Consider the following 14,688-nt stretch of genomic DNA (forward strand, 5'->3'; position numbering starts at 1 on the left):
CGAACCTGTGATCGGACAGATTGCAATTGGTGTACTCGGTGCGGCGAGCATTTTCCTGTCGCAGGACCGACGCGAACACTGGCGTAAGTGGGCCTGTATCTGTGGGCTTGCAGGGCAACCTTTCTGGTTCTGGATGGCGTGGGAATCGCAACAGTACGGCGTGCTCGCGCTTTGTTTTGTGTATGCGTGGTCGTGGTCGCGAGGCATCAGGCTGTACTGGATGGGCAAGCCAGGGAGCGCAGCGCGATTGACGGAATCGACCTTACAACCGGAAGTGGAGGCGCAGAAATGAAAGGACCATTCGTAGCGGCCATCGCAGTGATGGCCATATCGACGTCAGCGTTCGCAACGGGCGTTCCGGTTGGCGATGCCGGGACCTGGACAGCGCTGGCCGCGCAACTCGCTCAGCTCAAGCAGGAATACGACACGCTCAAGCAGCAATACGGCGCGGTAACCGGGTCGTACGGGCGGGGTGGGCAGGGGCTGACCGATGCAATTGACGCGTCGTCCATTGTGCCGGGCAGCTGGCAGGACGTTGTATCGCAGCAGAAGAGCGGCATCTACGGTAGCCGACAGGCGACGTATGAAAAGGTAATGAACACGATGTCACCCGATGACTTCGCGGACAAGGGCGAGGGCGCGAACTACAAAATGAGTACCGACTCGGTTCGCTCGGCACTGGCCGGCGGAGAGTCGCTGTACGACGAGGCACAAACGCACCTGCGTAACTTCCAGAACCTGTCGCAGCAGGTCGACACAACGCAGAACGTCAAGGATGCAGCCGATCTGCAGAACCGCATGTCGGCTGAACTGGGGATGGCCCAGTCCGCGCAGACGAAATTGCAGGCCATCAACGCGAATCTGACGGCGAACCAGCTCAACGGGAGTAACCAGGCCACCGCAGAACGCGAGAAGTTTTTTCAGAACGTATCGAAGTGAGGATCGACATGCGACGCATCGCTTTTTACCTTCTGATCGCCGGGGCCACGTGTCTCGCCGGTTGTGCGCATTCCGGCGCGATATCGAAATCGCCGTGCGCGTGCGATTTTCATCCGATCGGGCAGCAGGCGTAACGGGAGCGCCGTGGGCCTGCCGGTGCACGGGTGATTGAAACTGGAGACAGGCATATGTGGCAGACAGTCAAACTTGGTTGGTACTTTCTCGCGGCCGCCGTAGTCGTTGGATGCGGCCTTATGTTCGTTCGCCTTTACGTCGTTCAAACCAGTCACTCGGTTGGCAACGCTGGCGAACCGCCAGCACAGACCGCGCCGGCGTTCGAGCCGAAGACGGAAGCGTATTACCTCGCGCACCAGGGCGAAATGAAGCAGCGACTGGCTGAATGCAAGAACCAGGGTGTCGGAGTCGGAGCCGACACGCCGGAAGCAAGGGATTGCACGGCCGCCGCCGCGGCGCTTAACGATAGGTTCTTCGGCGCGAGCAAGTGACATGGCCGATCCGGTAGATCAATTCATCCAGACGCTGTTCGACAGCATCCCGTCGCGGACGGAAACGTTTCTTTCTACCAACTACCCGGTGCTGGGGCACGCAGTCACGCAACCCGCGTTGTACCTCGCGATGATCTGGGTAGCGGTGAAGGTGATCCGCGTTCATTCCGGGCGCGATCCAGCGGACGTGTGGCCTTTGGTGAGGATGCTGCTCACGATCATGTTCGTGTTTGCAGCATTGAACTGGGGCGGGCTGGCCGGACAGATCTTTCACTCATTCCAGGAGCTGCGCGACGACACCGTAAGTGCGCTGATGGGTGGGCAGTCAATGACGCAATATCTGGAGAACGACTACAACAAGTTTTCAGATGCATCGGGCCAGATGATGAAGCAGTCGATGCTCAACATTGGCATCGTTCTTCTCGGATTACTTTTGCAGATCGTCAATTCAGCAATGGTCCTGATCGCGCTGGTCTTGAAGGTTGGGTCCGACATGGGCTTTGCGGTCACGATGCTGTTGTTCCCGCTGTTCGTGCCGACGTTGATGTGGAATAGCACGCGTGGATTCGGCATGAGCTGGTTCGCGGCGATGGCGAAGTTCGCACTGGTCGGAATCCTGCTTGGTGTCATCGTGAAATTCAGCTTCGATATCACCGACCAGTTTGTCTCGAAGATGGATCCCAATGCGATGACGTCGAAGGATGCCTTCGCCGCAATCATTATCGCCGGCGCAATAGGGCTTTTCATGGCCTTTACCATTCGCCCCCTGGCGTCCGCCCTGACATCGAGCGGCGCCGCCGGCAGTGGCATGGCAGACATGATTGGTGGCTTCATGATGTCCCAGATCATGTCGAAGTTTTCCGGCGGTGGGCGAGGCGGTGCCGGCGCAAATCCGGGCGCAACGAATGCGCTGACCAGTATCAGCAATACTCAAACTGCTCACGGCAACCAGCTTGCCAGGATCGAGCGGGCGCTTTCCGCGGGTGGCACTACGAGCCCTTCAAGCATGTCGAGCCCATCGGGTGCCGGGCAACCGGGCGGCCCAGGCGGAACGGCGCCTTCAAGCGACGCATCTGATGGAGGTCAATGGTGAGCGCGATTCTTCAGAAATCATCCAGGGCACGGAATGCGTCTGCGCCTGACGCACCGCCAGCCGAATCCTATGAAGCGATTCGCCTATCCCGGAATCGTGCATATCTGCTTGCGTTGGTAGCGTGGCCGATCGCGGGCCTTGCGCTGGCTTCGATGGCCTACGACAAGGCTAATCAGGAGTATGTGCCACCCGTGGTGCTCACCCTTGACACGCACAACCACGTTGCAAAAAGCGAGATCGGCACACCTGCTGTGCTCAGTTCGAAAGATGCCGTGATCGAAAGCGAGCTTGCCCGTTACGTGACGGAACGCTACACGCTCGATCGCGCGTTTCGCCAGGACCATATTGATTACGTCAGGCTGCATTCTGCATCGAACGTGGCGGACAGCTTTAACCACGAGATGGACGCGAAGAACAAAGACAACCCGTACTACAGCATCGCCGAGACGACTGTGCGCCGGGTCAAGGACGTTCGCGTGCGGATTCTCGACCGGGACGATCATAAGGCCGAAGCAACGTTCGCGACCTACAACGACGGCAACGGCGACAACAAGACTGTGTACTGGCATGTGCTGTTTCGATACGACTTCGTGAAGCAGGCGTTGACGCCGCAGAACCGCTACATCAACGGTACGGGATTCATGGTGACCGGCTTCGAGCCGAACACAGAGCCGGGTGCGCCGGCCCCATCTGGAGGGTGAGATGCGAACAGTCAGGAGCGCCTTGACGGTAGTGGCAGTAGCAGTGGCGCTGTCGGCCGTGGCTCACGCAGTAACAGCTGCTGATCCTGTCCTGCGGGGTACGGAAGGCAATGTGCGGCGCCTGCCGTACATGCCTGATCAGATCTACGACCTGACGGTTGCTGACAGGACCTTGCTGGCGATTGACTTTCCGCGCGACGAACACATCAAGGCCATCGCGCAGAGCACGGCACCGGCTTTTCATGTTCAACGAACGGGCGACACGCTGCAGGTGACGGCCGACAGGCCGGGCGAGAAGATGGGGCTGAATGTCACGACGACGCGCGGCACTTACCACCTACAGATTGCGTCTGTTGACGATGCGCTGCAGGCCGCGCACATCGTGCATTTCGTGACGCCCTCGGCGTACTAACTAGGAGAGGGAACGACATGAAAACGAGTCGCCACGGCATGCTGGCATGGTCAGTGGGTATTGCGTGCGCCGTTATGGGTGTGAACGCACAAGCGGCCAAAAATCCGCGCTGTGTGATCACGGACAACCGGGTATGCCAGCTTCAGTTCGATCCGAATCAGGTCTACGAAATCACCGGTGTCTATGGTTATGCGACGACGATCGAGTTCGCGCCGGGGGAAAAGATCCTTAACAAGGCGATCGGCGATTCAATCGGCTGGCAGGTCCTGAAGTTTCGCAATCATCTTGTCCTCAAGCCGGTCGAGCCTGATGCAAGAACCAATCTGACGGTCACGACCAGCAACCACGTCTATTACTTCCGCCTGTCCAGTTCGAAGAATCCGGAACGCGCGACCTATGCGGTGCGCTTCCTGTATCCGGCTGACGGCAACGATGGATGGAGCGACGATTCGGGCGGCGTCTCTGACGCGTCGTATTCGCAACCCCGCATGGTCAACAGGAATTATCAGGTGTCGGGTGACGAAATTTCGTTCGGGCTGCAGCGCGTGTTTGACGACGGACAGTTCACTTACTTTCTAACCACGATCGGCAAGCCCAAACCGAGCATTTACGTAGTGGACCGCGACGGCACCGAGGCGCTTGCGCCCATGCGCAGGGAAGGGCCATATCTGGTGGTCGAACAGATGGCTGACCGCTTCACCCTGCGCGATGGCGATCGCACGTTGTGCGTGATCCGGTTGCAACAGGGTACGGCGACGCAGGCGCAGCGTTCACCCTGGGGAGGCGGAAATTGAATACGCCTGATAACCCGAATGATCTGCCTCGCGACAGCGGGCAGCCAGGGGGCGAGCCGGGCGATGCAGGCGACAGCCTGAATGAGCGCCGGCGCGCAGCTGATGCGCTGCGGCAGACGTCGCTCGCGGCCGATCCTGCCCGCGGCCGGCGTCAGACCTTTTTCACGGTCGCCGGCGCGATTCTGTTCTTGTTGTGTGCCGGTGGTTTCTACGCGATGAAGCATGACGCGCCGGCGCCATCGAGTAGTTCCGACAAGCCGAAGATCGACGAAGACACGACGAAGGCCGCGCCGCTCGACGCTGGCCGGCAGAAACTTCCGGCGTCGATGGCGGCAGTTGCGTCGGCACCAGCGGCAAGCTCGGGCGTTGATCCGGACGAAGTGCGACGGGCTGCGGAGCGTCAACGTCAAGCGGCCGCAGCAGCTGAGCAGGCACGCAGAAAAGCCGAGGCAATGCACGAGGCGAGGATGAAGTCGGGTCTGTTTGGTTCAGACACGGGGGGCGATGGTTCGGACGATGCAGGCGCCGCTTCCGCTGATGCTCAGCAGGGTGAGGCAGGCCTCGGCCGTCGTTCTGGCGGCGACGGCCCGAATGATCCGAATTCGGCCTTCGCGCGTAGTGTTGCGAACGCCGACGATTCGACGTTCAAGGCGCAAAAGATCGACAACCTGCAATGCAAGATGGAGCCGGGGGCCATCCTTGAGGGCCACTTGCTGCCACGCATTATCTCCGATCTGCCTGGCTCAATCACGATCATGCTGGATCGGGATGCTTATGGGGAGAAGGGCCGGATTCCGCTGCTGCCATGGGGCACACGCATTACAGGCAAACCGAATTCGTCTGTGCGCAAGGGGCAGGAGCGAACCTTCATTGCAAGCGCCGTCGCCTTGCGTCCGGATGGCGTAAAGATCCCTGTCGACTCACCGGTTGCCGATCAGCTCGGATCGGCGGGCATCGACGCTGACGTTGATAACCACGTTGGCCAGATCCTCGGCATGAGCGCGGCCCTGGCAATCCTTGGCGCGGGCGCATCGAATTACGGGGTGTCGTCCTCGGACCGCAATAACTCATCTGCGATGTACCGCGAGAACGTCCAGTCGTCGATGGCTCAGTCTTCGCAGCAGCTGCTGGGCAGCTACGTCAACATCCCGCCGACGCTCAAAAACGACCAGGGCACGCGCGTGCGCATTCAGGTCGAGCACGAACTGGACTTCTCCGACTACTGCAAGCCGGATGGCGAGGGGGATTGATGACAACGAATATCTCGCGCGTTCAACGCGAAGTCGCGGCAGGCGAACTGCGTCGCCAGCTGGACGACGCGGTCGCCGACGCGTTGCAGGCACAGATATTCAGGGACTTCGCCCGGGATGACGGACGGCACCTGATGCTTGTGCAGGCAAAGCTTAAGGCCGTTGCCCGCCAGTGTTTCGATGCGCAGGTGTGCCTCGATCGGCCAGCCGTGCAACAGGCCGGTGCGGTGGCCCGCGCTGAACGCATCCGGGGGCACTGACATGTCGATCGTGCCGGCATTCTTCAACCGGACCGAGTCCATCCGGCCGCTCTTTGATGACGCTGATGTCTCGGAGATCGCGGTGAATGGTCCGGGTGTCGTATGGGCCGGCCGGAAGGGCATGCGTTTCATGGAGCGGGTGGATACGCCAGTATTGACCGAAAGCACGTTGCGGGACTTTGCCGAGCTGGTGGCGCATCACTCCGACCAGGAGACGGATGCGAAGCGCCCGCTTCTCGCGGCCTCGATCCCCTCGGAACTGACGGGGCCGGGGAATCGCGATTTCCGTATTCAGGTTGTCCAACCCCCAGCGGTGCCGCCCGGCACGATCGCGATTGCGATCCGCAAACCGTCAACGCTTGATCTGACGATGCAGTACTACGAGGAAAGCGGTGCCTTCAGGCGAGTCAATGAACCATTGCCCGATGCGGAAGACACGGGCAGGAAGCTGGCGATGCTATACCGCGACGGCAACTGGCCAGCCTTCCTGCGGCTCGCCGTCAAGGCGAAAAAGAACATCGTTGTGAGTGCACCGACTTTTGCGGGTAAGACGGAGTTCATCAACATGCTCCTGAAAGAGATCTCGCCGGATGAGCGGATCGTGACGATTGAAGACGCGCGCGAGCTGCGGCCGCCGCAGGCCAATACGGTGAACCTGCTGTATTCGCGGGGTAATCAGGGCACGGCGAATGTGACGCCAGTTGAACTGATGGAAGCGTCGTTGCGCCTGTCGCCTGATCGCGTGATTCCGGGCGAACTGCGTGGCGCTGAAGCATACGTCGCGCTCGAAATGCTCAATTCCGGGCACGGCGGCTGGATGACGACGCTGCACGCAACCAGCCCCGAACACATGTTCGAACGCCTAGCGCAGATGGTCATGCGCTTCGGCTCGACCTTGCAGCGTGCCGAGATTATCGACTATGCCCGCAGTCTCATCGATGTCGTGGTGCAGATGCATCGCTATGACGATGGGGTGCGGGGAATCGGCAAGGTGCTCTATGTCTCCCATTAAATCGCTCGTCGTGCTTCTGGCGCTGGGTGTGATGCTGCTGTCCGCTCAAGCGTCACAAGAGGATATGCAGGTCGCTTCCCCACCGGTGGCAGCGTCCTTTGATTCGCTGGCTCAGGAGTGTGCCCCTGATGTTCATCACGTGCTGTTGGGGCGCGTGGCGACGGTCGAGAGCAGCGGCAATCCGTTTGCGATCGGCGTCGTCGGTGGCCATCTTGCGCGACAGCCAAAGAACCTTCCGGAAGCGCTGGCCACCGTCAAGGCGCTCGAGGCCGGCGGCTGGAATTACAGCATGGGACTGGTGCAGGTCAACGTACACAATCTGGCCCGTTACGGACAGACCACAGAGAGCATTTTCGAGCCCTGCACGAACCTCAAGACCGGTGCCGCGATTCTTAAAGCGTGCTACGCCCGTGCGAAACCGCAATTTGCGCAGGCTGATGACGCGGTACGTGCGGCGCTCTCCTGCTATTACAGCGGCGATCTGACGCGGGGTGCCGCATACGCGCAAAAGGTGGCGGCTGCCGTCCCGGCGTCCGGTGTGCAGGGGGCGCAGCCGATCGAGGTTGTTCCGGACGTTCGTCCTGCAGGTGGACCCACACGACGCGCGGTGGCACGGCCGGAGCGCGCCGCAAAGTCTGCGGCCAAAGACGACTGGTTCACGACCTATGGGGACAACGACGAAGACGGTCAGGTCAATGGCCACGATAGCGATTCGCGCAAGGCAGTAAAGGCGTCTGGAGCCGTCGATGACCAGTAACCAATTTCGCATGCTTGCTGCCGCCCTGGTGCTGGACGTCTATGCCGTCACGGCGGGCGTGGCGGCGTCGCAATGGTGGCATCACCAGCCTGGGGCCGGAGCGCAGTTCGCGGCGCTCATGTTCCCTATGTCCTTTTATCTGGTAGCCCGGCTGGTGCGGGAGAGCGGCGGCTGGATCGTGCTGCCGCCCGTGCTTGCCTTGATGTGGCTGGGTGCGGAGGCTGCGTCACCGTTCTGTCTGTTGGGTCTGGCCGTGCGCAATACGTGGAGTGCCTGGCGATACATGAGGGGCAGACGCAGGGCGCTTACTTTGGAAGGGGGTGGGGTATGGCGATGAAAAACGGAATCAGGCTGATGCTGGTCATGTCGGTGCTCGCTGCTGGCGGTCACGCCGGTATGGCCCGTGCCGATGACGACTACGGATGCCGCATTGTGATCTGTCTGGGCAACCCCTCATCGAATGGCGGGCCGTGGGCGCCGTCTACCTGCGGGCCGGCGATGGATCATTTGATGGACGATCTCCGCCACGGGCGCGGCTGGCCGCAATGTAAAGACTCCGACATGACGGTCCGCCAGAACAACACGCCTTACGATCCGTGCCCTGCTGGAACGACAGCTGCGGTGGCCGGCGCCTGGGTGGCCGAAGGACAACGCAAGGCCGGAGCCCGTCCGTACAGCGGCATGAGTGGTTTCGCACTGGTCGGAACGCCGAGGCCTTCCGTGGCGGATCTCAATAGCGGTTACGCGTATTACGGGCCGCAGGCCTGTGTGGGCAGCCCGGTCGGTGCGTATCAGGTGTATGGCGATCCCTCTGGCGATGCGTTAGCTGTGAGCTCGCGAAACGGGCGGGACGGTGGCGGATACGACGGCGATCCAGTCACCGTCACTGTGTATGACCACGTCGTCTGGCAACAGCCGCAATCGCCGAAAGCGGTCGACGTGTACGAGGCGGGCCAGTTTCAGACACGAATTCATTACTAACAGGGTGGCGGGGATGACTTACGCGGCAGCGAATGGTTGGACACGGGTTGGTCCGTATGAACTGGTTCATCCGACCGGATGGCGAATTGCTAGCTGCATTATTCAGGGTAAGCCCAGACACATTCTCTGGCACGGTGGCGAGACCCAAGGAAATTTTTCTAGTGTTGACGTCGCCGTCGCGAAGCACGTCGAGTTATCGGGTCAGGGTCGGTGAGGGCGAGGATGAGCAGGCTCTATCGTCCTCTCAGATCTGCAGCCGTCACGTCGGTCCTGGCGGTTCTTGCCTTCCCCCTTCTGACCTACCCGAGCAGTGTTCAAGCGGCATGCGTAGCCCCTGACGGTCCCGCAATCGATACGGGCTTTTCGCCGGAAGGTTCTGCCGAGCGGCTGGTTCTCAAAGCCATCTGTACGGCCCGGCATTCAGTGCACTTGTCGGCGTACAGCTTTACGTCGCCGGCGATCGTGCAGGCGCTGATCGACGCGCATCGGCGCGGCGTTGACGTGGCGGTGGTTGCCGATCGGAAGAGCAACCTGGTCGAGGATCGCAGCGGCAAAGGCCGGATCGCGCTCGATCTTCTGTCGGGTGCGGGCGTCGGTGTCCGGACGATCGACGTGTATCCGATCCATCACGACAAATTCATGGTGATCGACGGTGAATCGGTCGAGACGGGCAGCTTCAATTACACGACGTCGGCGGCCAGGTACAACAGCGAAAACGCTGTGGTGATGTGGCATGTGCCGGTCGTCGCGCAGGCGTATCAGCAGCACTGGCAAAGCCGGTTTAACCAAGGGCGCCCCTGGTCCGGGCAGGCGTCGAACTGACGGAGGTTTTTATGTTTGAAGACACCGTATTGCGGTTTAGTGACAAGGAGCGTCAGCAACAGCTTGCGGAGCAGGAACAGGCGCTCGCGCAGCGTCGCGCGAGTCTCGAGGCCCGCCAGAAGAATCTCGCATACCGGCAGGACTGGCTTAAAAGGGAGCCTCACGCAGTCGCGCAGGCAGTCGAGCGCGAGGACCAGCAGCGCCGTGAAGACAAGCAGCTCGCGACCGATGCCAAGGCGCTCAAGACACGCTTCGGCCTGAAAGAGGGTGAACTGATCGACACGGCCGCGATGCGGGGTGCGCTTGAGCAGGCGTTAGCAGAAAAAGAAGTCGAGCAGGCACAGCGGGCCGAGCAGATTACCGATCGGGCGTCGCTTCTGTCGGGTCTGAACAAGCTGGCGTTGATCGACGCGAAGAAGACCGCCGAGATCCTGCACGCGAACAAGGATCTGAATGTGCAGCGTGAGTGGAGTCGGCAGGAAGTAGCCGACATGTTCGCGAAAGCGCAGGCGCGGGTCGACGACAAGGGCGCCACGCACACCTACCCCAAGACGCTCGATGGCTGGGCGAAATCGCTGGAAGCCCGCAATCGTGAGCTGGAGCTTGCCGAGATCAAGCTCGATGCACAGGAGCAGGCATTACGGGCGCAGGTGCGCCGTGCGATCGAGGGGCCGGAGAAGACCGCGGCGCAGCCCGTTGCGGAGCAGGCCGCGCAGAAGACCGCAGACCGCACGGTCGAAGTAGCGGCGGGCAAGGCTGTGGCAGCGGGCGCGAAAGAGAGCGTCAGTATTGATACGTCGCTGGAGACCTTGAAAGATCCGGCTAAATTTGCGGCGACTGTCGATACGGTCGCGAAGACCTCGGGGGTCAGTGCGGAACAGGCCAAAGCCACACTTGAAATGCTGCGCGAAATGAGGGAAGCCAACGCGGGCAGGGCGCCTGCAGCAGGGACACCTGACAAGGCCGCGATCGAAGCTGCGCGCAATGCGTTCTTCTCGCGCGGCAGCGGGAAGAGCATGGGGCCGGTCGAGAAGGTAGCAGAGAAGGCCGCGGAGAAACCGGCCACGCAAAAGTCCAATGTTATCGAAATGGAAAACGGCAAGCGAACGCCGTCAGCTGCGGCAGTTGAGAACAGCGGCCAGACACCGGAGGCAAAGAAATCCGTCGACGGGGTTGCGCGTTTCAAGAAACTTGGTCGTAACAAAACGAAGGATGCTGCCGACCGGGGCGCTCCAGATGCCGGCAAGTCGGCTGATGCGGGCAAGACACAGCAGGTGGAAGGTGCCAGCGTCGTGCGAGCAGAGGCCGGACCACGAAAGAAATTTGCGGAGCTGAATGCGCATGAAAAGCTTGAGCGTCGAGCCGAGTTCTTCGGGAACCTGCGCGAGTCGGCCGGCTTTACGCGCGATGGCAAGCAGGCAGTCTCGGAGCGGGCCAGGGAGGCCGTCAGGCCGGGAAAGCAACGTGAAGGGCACGGGATCGGCTAAACATGCAAAAGCACGAAATCGTGATGATGCAGTGGGCGGGCGCGGCGCTCGCGCTCGTTCTTGGCCTTTGCGTGTCCTTCACTTTGGCAGGGTATCCGCCGCTGCCGTTTCCTGCGGGGATCATTCACGGCTTCATGGCGGCCGTGCATGATCCCTTGCTTTTCTGGGGCGCGGTGCCGGGTGCGGCGCTTGCCGTGGGTGCGGCATGGGCATGCCACGAATACCTGTTCAATGGCTTCGAAGGCTACCGGTATGCCAGGTTTATCCGTGGCACGAAGATGGAAAACCGGCACCAGCTGAGCCGCCGCATCGCGCGCCATAACAATCAGTACCGCAAACAGGCCGTGAAGCACGGCGATGCGCCGCGCGCGCCAGTCGCCGTTTGTGGCGTCGAGATGCCGACGGACCTCGAAACGCAGAACCTGATAGTCGTGGGCGCGCCAGGCTCCGGCAAGAGTCAGGCGATAAATGGATTGATCGCATCGGCACTGCGCCGCGATGACCGCATGGTGGTGGTCGATCCTAATGGGTCGCTCATGGCGCGCTTCTATTTGCCAGGCGACATCGTGATCAACCCGTACGACGCCCGGTGCGTCGGCTGGTCGCTGTTCAACGAGGTCGATCACGGATTCGACTTCGAACGCCTCGCACATTCGGCGATTCCACCGCAGAACGGCGATCAGGCCGAAGAGTGGGCAGGCTATGCACGCGCGCTACTCGCGGACACGATGAACAAGCTCGCCGGCGACGACATGCGTGACATGGTGACGCTTACTGATTTGCTGGTGCGCGAGCAGCGCCCAGTGTTGCAAAAGTACCTTGAAGATACGGATTCGGTGGGCTTCTTCGCGAAGGATGCGGATAGGGCGACGGCCAGCATCATCTTTACTCTGAACAAGTACATCCGGCCGCTGCGTCGCATTCCTGATGGCGATTTCTCGATCCGGCGCTGGATGGGCGACGAGAACGGAGGGAACATCTGGATTACGTGGCGGGAAGATCAGCGTACGGCTCTGGGCCCGACGATCCCCGTCTGGCTCGACCTGATCTACGCGATGATTCTGAGTGAGGCGCCGACGTTCGACCGGCGGCTGTGGGTGTTCAAGAACGAACTGGCATCCCTTGGGCGCCTCTACAGTTTCGAGGCTGCGGTATCGAAGGGGCGCAAGCATGGCTTGTGTGTCGTGGGGGATCTGCAGGATCTGATTCAGTTGCATCAGCAATTGGGAGATCTACCTGCGAAAGCAACACTCTCGTGTTTTCGCAGTCTGCTTGCGTTGGGAGGGGCCAACGCACTGACAACCAAAAATGTGGCGGAGATGATCGGCTGGCACGAAGTGGAGCGCCACCCGATCGGCGTGCAGGGCCAGTGGCGTATCAACACACGTGAGCGCAAGCGCGATCCGGAGCTCGTCGTCACGTCGTCGCAACTCTCGAATCTGCCCGACCTGAACGGTTATCTGAAATACGGCAAGGACTGGCCGCTCGCGAAAATCAGGTTCGGTGCGCGCGACTATCCGGTGCGCGTGCCTGCCTACATCGAGGCGCCGCTGCGCGAAGCTCAGCTGTCGGCCGCGGTCTCCGCACCGGTCAATCCAGCGCCTGCGCCGGAGGATGGCGGCACTGCAGCAATCATTAGCGGCGCCACTAAATTATGACCGGGCGCACGACCAACCTCATGTCGGCATCTGCCCAGCCAACCGTGATTTTTCACGGCGCGCCGTCGCACGTTATCAACATGCCGGACCTGTTTGGCACCAGCGTCGCGATCGGTGGGCTGGCCGTCGTCTTTTCATGGGTGGTGCCGAGGTGGCCGGTATCTCCCGCCGTAGTTATCGCCTTTTTTCTGCTTTGCCTGGCGCGGCTCGCGCTTGTATTCGTCGAAACGGCGCCCACGGAAATCGTGAACGACATGGAGCGGATTACCTGCCGACAGGGAATTCTGACCAGGAAGGTTTCGAGCCTCGAGCTGTTCCGCATTCAGGATGTGATCTCGCTTCATCCGTGGTGGCAGCGCGTGTTTAACGTGGGGACGGTCGTCATCCTGACGAGCGATTCGAGCAACCCTCGGTGCTGTCTGCCGGGCATGGTCAACGCGGAACAGATGCGTAACGCGCTCAATCGCGCTGCGCGACTACAAAGGTATTCGGGAAGTGAATATGGGGCGGGTCTGACACGTGGAGAGCATCATGCATGAGTATCGATTTGACGATGTAATCGTCGCGGCTAATGCCGATGACCTGCAGACGTACCTGGCCGACGCGCACGGCGAGAAGATTCGGCCTCTGTGCATGTGTACGCCGGTAGGTGTCCCGATGTATGTCGCAAAAGTCGGCGAACACCATGTGATCAAGCGTATGCCGAACACGGGAGGCGCACATGCGCCGGACTGTGTGTCATACGAACCGCCAGCGGAACTGTCCGGGCTGGGCGAGGTGAAAGGTGAGGCTATTCAGGAGAACATCGAGGATGGCATCACCACACTCAAGCTCGATTTCAGCCTCTCGAAAGCCGGGGGTAGGGCAGCTCCAGCTCCATCAGGCGCCGCGGCCGATACGGTACGTACAGACGGTGCAAAACTGACGCTGCGCGGCACCTTGCACTACCTGTGGGAAGAAGCTGGCCTGAATCGCTGGTATCCGGCGATGGAGGGCAAGCGCAGCTGGTACGTCGTGCGCAAATTTCTTCTGCAGGCCGCAGCCGGCAAGGTGTCAAAGGGGGAGCCGCTGGGGCGGTTACTGTATGTGCCCGAGTCGTTCTCGTTGGAACACGCGGCAAGCGTTACGCAGCGTCGCATCGCGCACATGGCCGAGTTGGCAACCAGCAAGAAAGCCCACAAGCTGATGATCGCGATCGGAGAAGTGAAGGAGATTGCGGAGTCGCGCTATGGCTTCAAGATCGTCGTCAAACACCTTCCAGACTTTCCATTCATGCTGAGCGAGGATCTGCATCGGCGGCTCCAGAAGCGGTTTGCGAATGAACTGGCACTGTGGGACAGCATTGAGGATTCGCACCTCGTGTTCATTGCAACGTTCGGCCTGAACCCGACCGGGATCGCCTCGATCGAGACGCTGGCCGTCATGGTCGTGTCTTCCAGATGGATTCCATTCGAGCATGCTTACGACAAGCTGATGCTCGATGCGCTCACGGCGCACAAGCGCCGCTTCGTAAAGGGCCTTCGATACAACCTGGCCGCGAACAAGCCGCTCGCGTGCGCGGTGCTTGCCGACGTGTTGCCGAAGCCGGTTGCGCTGTATGTGCAGCCGCCGGGTGTTGAACAGGAAGACGAGGATGCGCTGTCGAGCTTGATCGAGGAAAGCGACATGCCGTCGTGGATCTGGCGTGCGGGTGAGGAGATGCCAGAGTTGCCAGCACCGACGTTGGCCCGTGCGGCAAAACCATCGACGCGCGCCGGCAATACGTTGGACGAAGTCAATGCAGCTGCGGCGGTTGCTTCCGCATCATCAGCGGCGCAGGAGTCTGCATGGTGAGGTGAGGGCTACTGAGCCGGCTTACCGTTTTTGTCGCAAACAAAAGTCATGAGCCGCTTCGGTCGGAAGATTTCTATTTCTGTTCAGCAGGACTGCGTAGCACACGACAAAACCGAACCTGCAAAAGAAAAACCCCCGCCTGGCAGCGAGGGTAGTTCTTGATGACAGCCAGCACAGAAGTGC

17 protein-coding genes are annotated in these 14,688 nt (G+C 60.7%); 15 read left to right on the plus strand and 2 right to left on the minus strand.

Annotated elements, in window-relative coordinates:
• Positions 1-87 precede the first annotated feature (87 nt).
• A complete protein-coding gene (locus tag AB3X96_RS36880) occupies positions 88-939 on the plus strand; it encodes a type IV secretion system protein (protein ID WP_368593601.1) in 852 nt (283 codons plus the stop codon).
• On the opposite strand, the gene AB3X96_RS36885 is transcribed toward AB3X96_RS36880, so the two are convergent.
• On the minus strand, positions 921-1,448 hold the full coding sequence (locus AB3X96_RS36885) for a hypothetical protein (RefSeq protein WP_368593602.1): 528 nt from the start codon (positions 1,446-1,448) through the stop codon (positions 921-923). The genes AB3X96_RS36880 and AB3X96_RS36885 overlap by 19 nt on opposite strands.
• On the opposite strand from AB3X96_RS36885, the gene AB3X96_RS36890 reads away from it, so the two are divergent.
• The 5 genes from AB3X96_RS36890 to AB3X96_RS36910 are packed head-to-tail and all read left to right on the plus strand — an operon-like array spanning position 1,447 to position 5,695.
• Positions 1,447-2,538 (plus strand): type IV secretion system protein, encoded by a 1,092-nt coding sequence (locus tag AB3X96_RS36890; protein ID WP_368593603.1) that lies wholly within the window; start codon positions 1,447-1,449, stop codon positions 2,536-2,538. The two genes, AB3X96_RS36885 and AB3X96_RS36890, sit on opposite strands and share 2 nt — an antisense overlap.
• Complete coding sequence (locus AB3X96_RS36895; protein WP_368593604.1) at positions 2,532-3,239, plus strand: type IV secretion system protein; 708 nt, start codon at positions 2,532-2,534, stop codon at positions 3,237-3,239. Before AB3X96_RS36890 ends, AB3X96_RS36895 begins: the two co-directional genes overlap by 7 nt.
• 31 nt (positions 3,240-3,270) lie before the next feature.
• Positions 3,271-3,651, plus strand: a complete 381-nt coding sequence (locus tag AB3X96_RS36900) for a TrbG/VirB9 family P-type conjugative transfer protein (RefSeq protein ID WP_368593644.1) — start codon at positions 3,271-3,273, stop codon at positions 3,649-3,651.
• Positions 3,652-3,668: 17 nt separating this feature from the next.
• The gene (locus tag AB3X96_RS36905; RefSeq protein WP_368593605.1) at positions 3,669-4,445 is read left to right on the plus strand and encodes a TrbG/VirB9 family P-type conjugative transfer protein; all 777 of its coding nucleotides are present in this window, start codon (positions 3,669-3,671) and stop codon (positions 4,443-4,445) included.
• On the plus strand, positions 4,442-5,695 hold the full coding sequence (locus AB3X96_RS36910) for a TrbI/VirB10 family protein (RefSeq protein ID WP_368593606.1): 1,254 nt from the start codon (positions 4,442-4,444) through the stop codon (positions 5,693-5,695). The genes AB3X96_RS36905 and AB3X96_RS36910 overlap by 4 nt, the downstream gene beginning before the upstream one ends.
• On the opposite strand, the gene AB3X96_RS36915 is transcribed toward AB3X96_RS36910, so the two are convergent.
• Positions 5,665-5,982, minus strand: a complete 318-nt coding sequence (locus AB3X96_RS36915) for a hypothetical protein (protein WP_368593607.1) — start codon at positions 5,980-5,982, stop codon at positions 5,665-5,667. The genes AB3X96_RS36910 and AB3X96_RS36915 overlap by 31 nt on opposite strands.
• Between AB3X96_RS36915 and virB11 the strand changes: the two genes are divergently transcribed.
• The 9 genes from virB11 (at position 5,957) to AB3X96_RS36960 (ending at position 14,505) form a co-directional block, all read left to right on the plus strand.
• A complete protein-coding gene (virB11, locus tag AB3X96_RS36920) occupies positions 5,957-6,967 on the plus strand; it encodes a P-type DNA transfer ATPase VirB11 (protein ID WP_368593608.1) in 1,011 nt (336 codons plus the stop codon). The two genes, AB3X96_RS36915 and virB11, sit on opposite strands and share 26 nt — an antisense overlap.
• On the plus strand, positions 6,954-7,724 hold the full coding sequence (locus tag AB3X96_RS36925; protein WP_368593609.1) for a lytic transglycosylase domain-containing protein: 771 nt from the start codon (positions 6,954-6,956) through the stop codon (positions 7,722-7,724). The genes virB11 and AB3X96_RS36925 overlap by 14 nt, the downstream gene beginning before the upstream one ends.
• Positions 7,714-8,061 (plus strand): hypothetical protein, encoded by a 348-nt coding sequence (locus tag AB3X96_RS36930; protein WP_368593610.1) that lies wholly within the window; start codon positions 7,714-7,716, stop codon positions 8,059-8,061. The genes AB3X96_RS36925 and AB3X96_RS36930 overlap by 11 nt, the downstream gene beginning before the upstream one ends.
• Positions 8,052-8,705: a hypothetical protein gene (locus AB3X96_RS36935; RefSeq protein WP_368593611.1), complete on the plus strand. Its 654-nt coding sequence runs from the start codon at positions 8,052-8,054 to the stop codon at positions 8,703-8,705. The genes AB3X96_RS36930 and AB3X96_RS36935 overlap by 10 nt, the downstream gene beginning before the upstream one ends.
• Before the next feature lie 222 nt (positions 8,706-8,927).
• Positions 8,928-9,527 (plus strand): phospholipase D family protein, encoded by a 600-nt coding sequence (locus AB3X96_RS36940; protein ID WP_368593612.1) that lies wholly within the window; start codon positions 8,928-8,930, stop codon positions 9,525-9,527.
• A gap of 11 nt (positions 9,528-9,538) precedes the next feature.
• Positions 9,539-11,014 (plus strand): hypothetical protein, encoded by a 1,476-nt coding sequence (locus AB3X96_RS36945; protein WP_368593613.1) that lies wholly within the window; start codon positions 9,539-9,541, stop codon positions 11,012-11,014.
• A gap of 2 nt (positions 11,015-11,016) precedes the next feature.
• Complete coding sequence (locus AB3X96_RS36950; RefSeq protein ID WP_368593614.1) at positions 11,017-12,672, plus strand: type IV secretion system DNA-binding domain-containing protein; 1,656 nt, start codon at positions 11,017-11,019, stop codon at positions 12,670-12,672.
• 20 nt (positions 12,673-12,692) lie between these two features.
• Positions 12,693-13,211, plus strand: coding sequence for a PH domain-containing protein (locus tag AB3X96_RS36955; protein ID WP_368593615.1), 519 nt, complete (start codon positions 12,693-12,695; stop codon positions 13,209-13,211).
• Positions 13,204-14,505, plus strand: coding sequence for a DUF1173 domain-containing protein (locus tag AB3X96_RS36960; protein WP_368593616.1), 1,302 nt, complete (start codon positions 13,204-13,206; stop codon positions 14,503-14,505). Before AB3X96_RS36955 ends, AB3X96_RS36960 begins: the two co-directional genes overlap by 8 nt.
• Positions 14,506-14,688: the final 183 nt, after the last annotated feature.

Source organism: Paraburkholderia sp. BR13439, assembly GCF_040948805.1.
In the GTDB taxonomy this organism is placed as follows: domain Bacteria; phylum Pseudomonadota; class Gammaproteobacteria; order Burkholderiales; family Burkholderiaceae; genus Paraburkholderia; species Paraburkholderia youngii.

Excerpts from the sequence above, each read along its gene's own strand:
- AB3X96_RS36950 (WP_368593614.1), top strand. The coding sequence starts at position 11,017 with ATGCAAAAGCACGAAATCGTGATGATGCAGTGGGCGGGCGCGGCGCTC.
- AB3X96_RS36930 (WP_368593610.1), top strand. The coding sequence starts at position 7,714 with ATGACCAGTAACCAATTTCGCATGCTTGCTGCCGCCCTGGTGCTGGAC.
- AB3X96_RS36895 (WP_368593604.1), top strand. The coding sequence starts at position 2,532 with ATGGTGAGCGCGATTCTTCAGAAATCATCCAGGGCACGGAATGCGTCT.
- AB3X96_RS36905 (WP_368593605.1), top strand. The coding sequence starts at position 3,669 with ATGAAAACGAGTCGCCACGGCATGCTGGCATGGTCAGTGGGTATTGCG.
- AB3X96_RS36955 (WP_368593615.1), top strand. The coding sequence starts at position 12,693 with ATGTCGGCATCTGCCCAGCCAACCGTGATTTTTCACGGCGCGCCGTCG.
- AB3X96_RS36945 (WP_368593613.1), top strand. The coding sequence starts at position 9,539 with ATGTTTGAAGACACCGTATTGCGGTTTAGTGACAAGGAGCGTCAGCAA.
- AB3X96_RS36940 (WP_368593612.1), top strand. The coding sequence starts at position 8,928 with ATGAGCAGGCTCTATCGTCCTCTCAGATCTGCAGCCGTCACGTCGGTC.
- AB3X96_RS36960 (WP_368593616.1), top strand. The coding sequence starts at position 13,204 with ATGCATGAGTATCGATTTGACGATGTAATCGTCGCGGCTAATGCCGAT.
- AB3X96_RS36890 (WP_368593603.1), top strand. The coding sequence starts at position 1,447 with ATGGCCGATCCGGTAGATCAATTCATCCAGACGCTGTTCGACAGCATC.
- virB11 (WP_368593608.1), top strand. The coding sequence starts at position 5,957 with ATGTCGATCGTGCCGGCATTCTTCAACCGGACCGAGTCCATCCGGCCG.
- AB3X96_RS36885 (WP_368593602.1), bottom strand. The coding sequence starts at position 1,448 with ATGTCACTTGCTCGCGCCGAAGAACCTATCGTTAAGCGCCGCGGCGGC.
- AB3X96_RS36925 (WP_368593609.1), top strand. The coding sequence starts at position 6,954 with ATGTCTCCCATTAAATCGCTCGTCGTGCTTCTGGCGCTGGGTGTGATG.
- AB3X96_RS36935 (WP_368593611.1), top strand. The coding sequence starts at position 8,052 with ATGGCGATGAAAAACGGAATCAGGCTGATGCTGGTCATGTCGGTGCTC.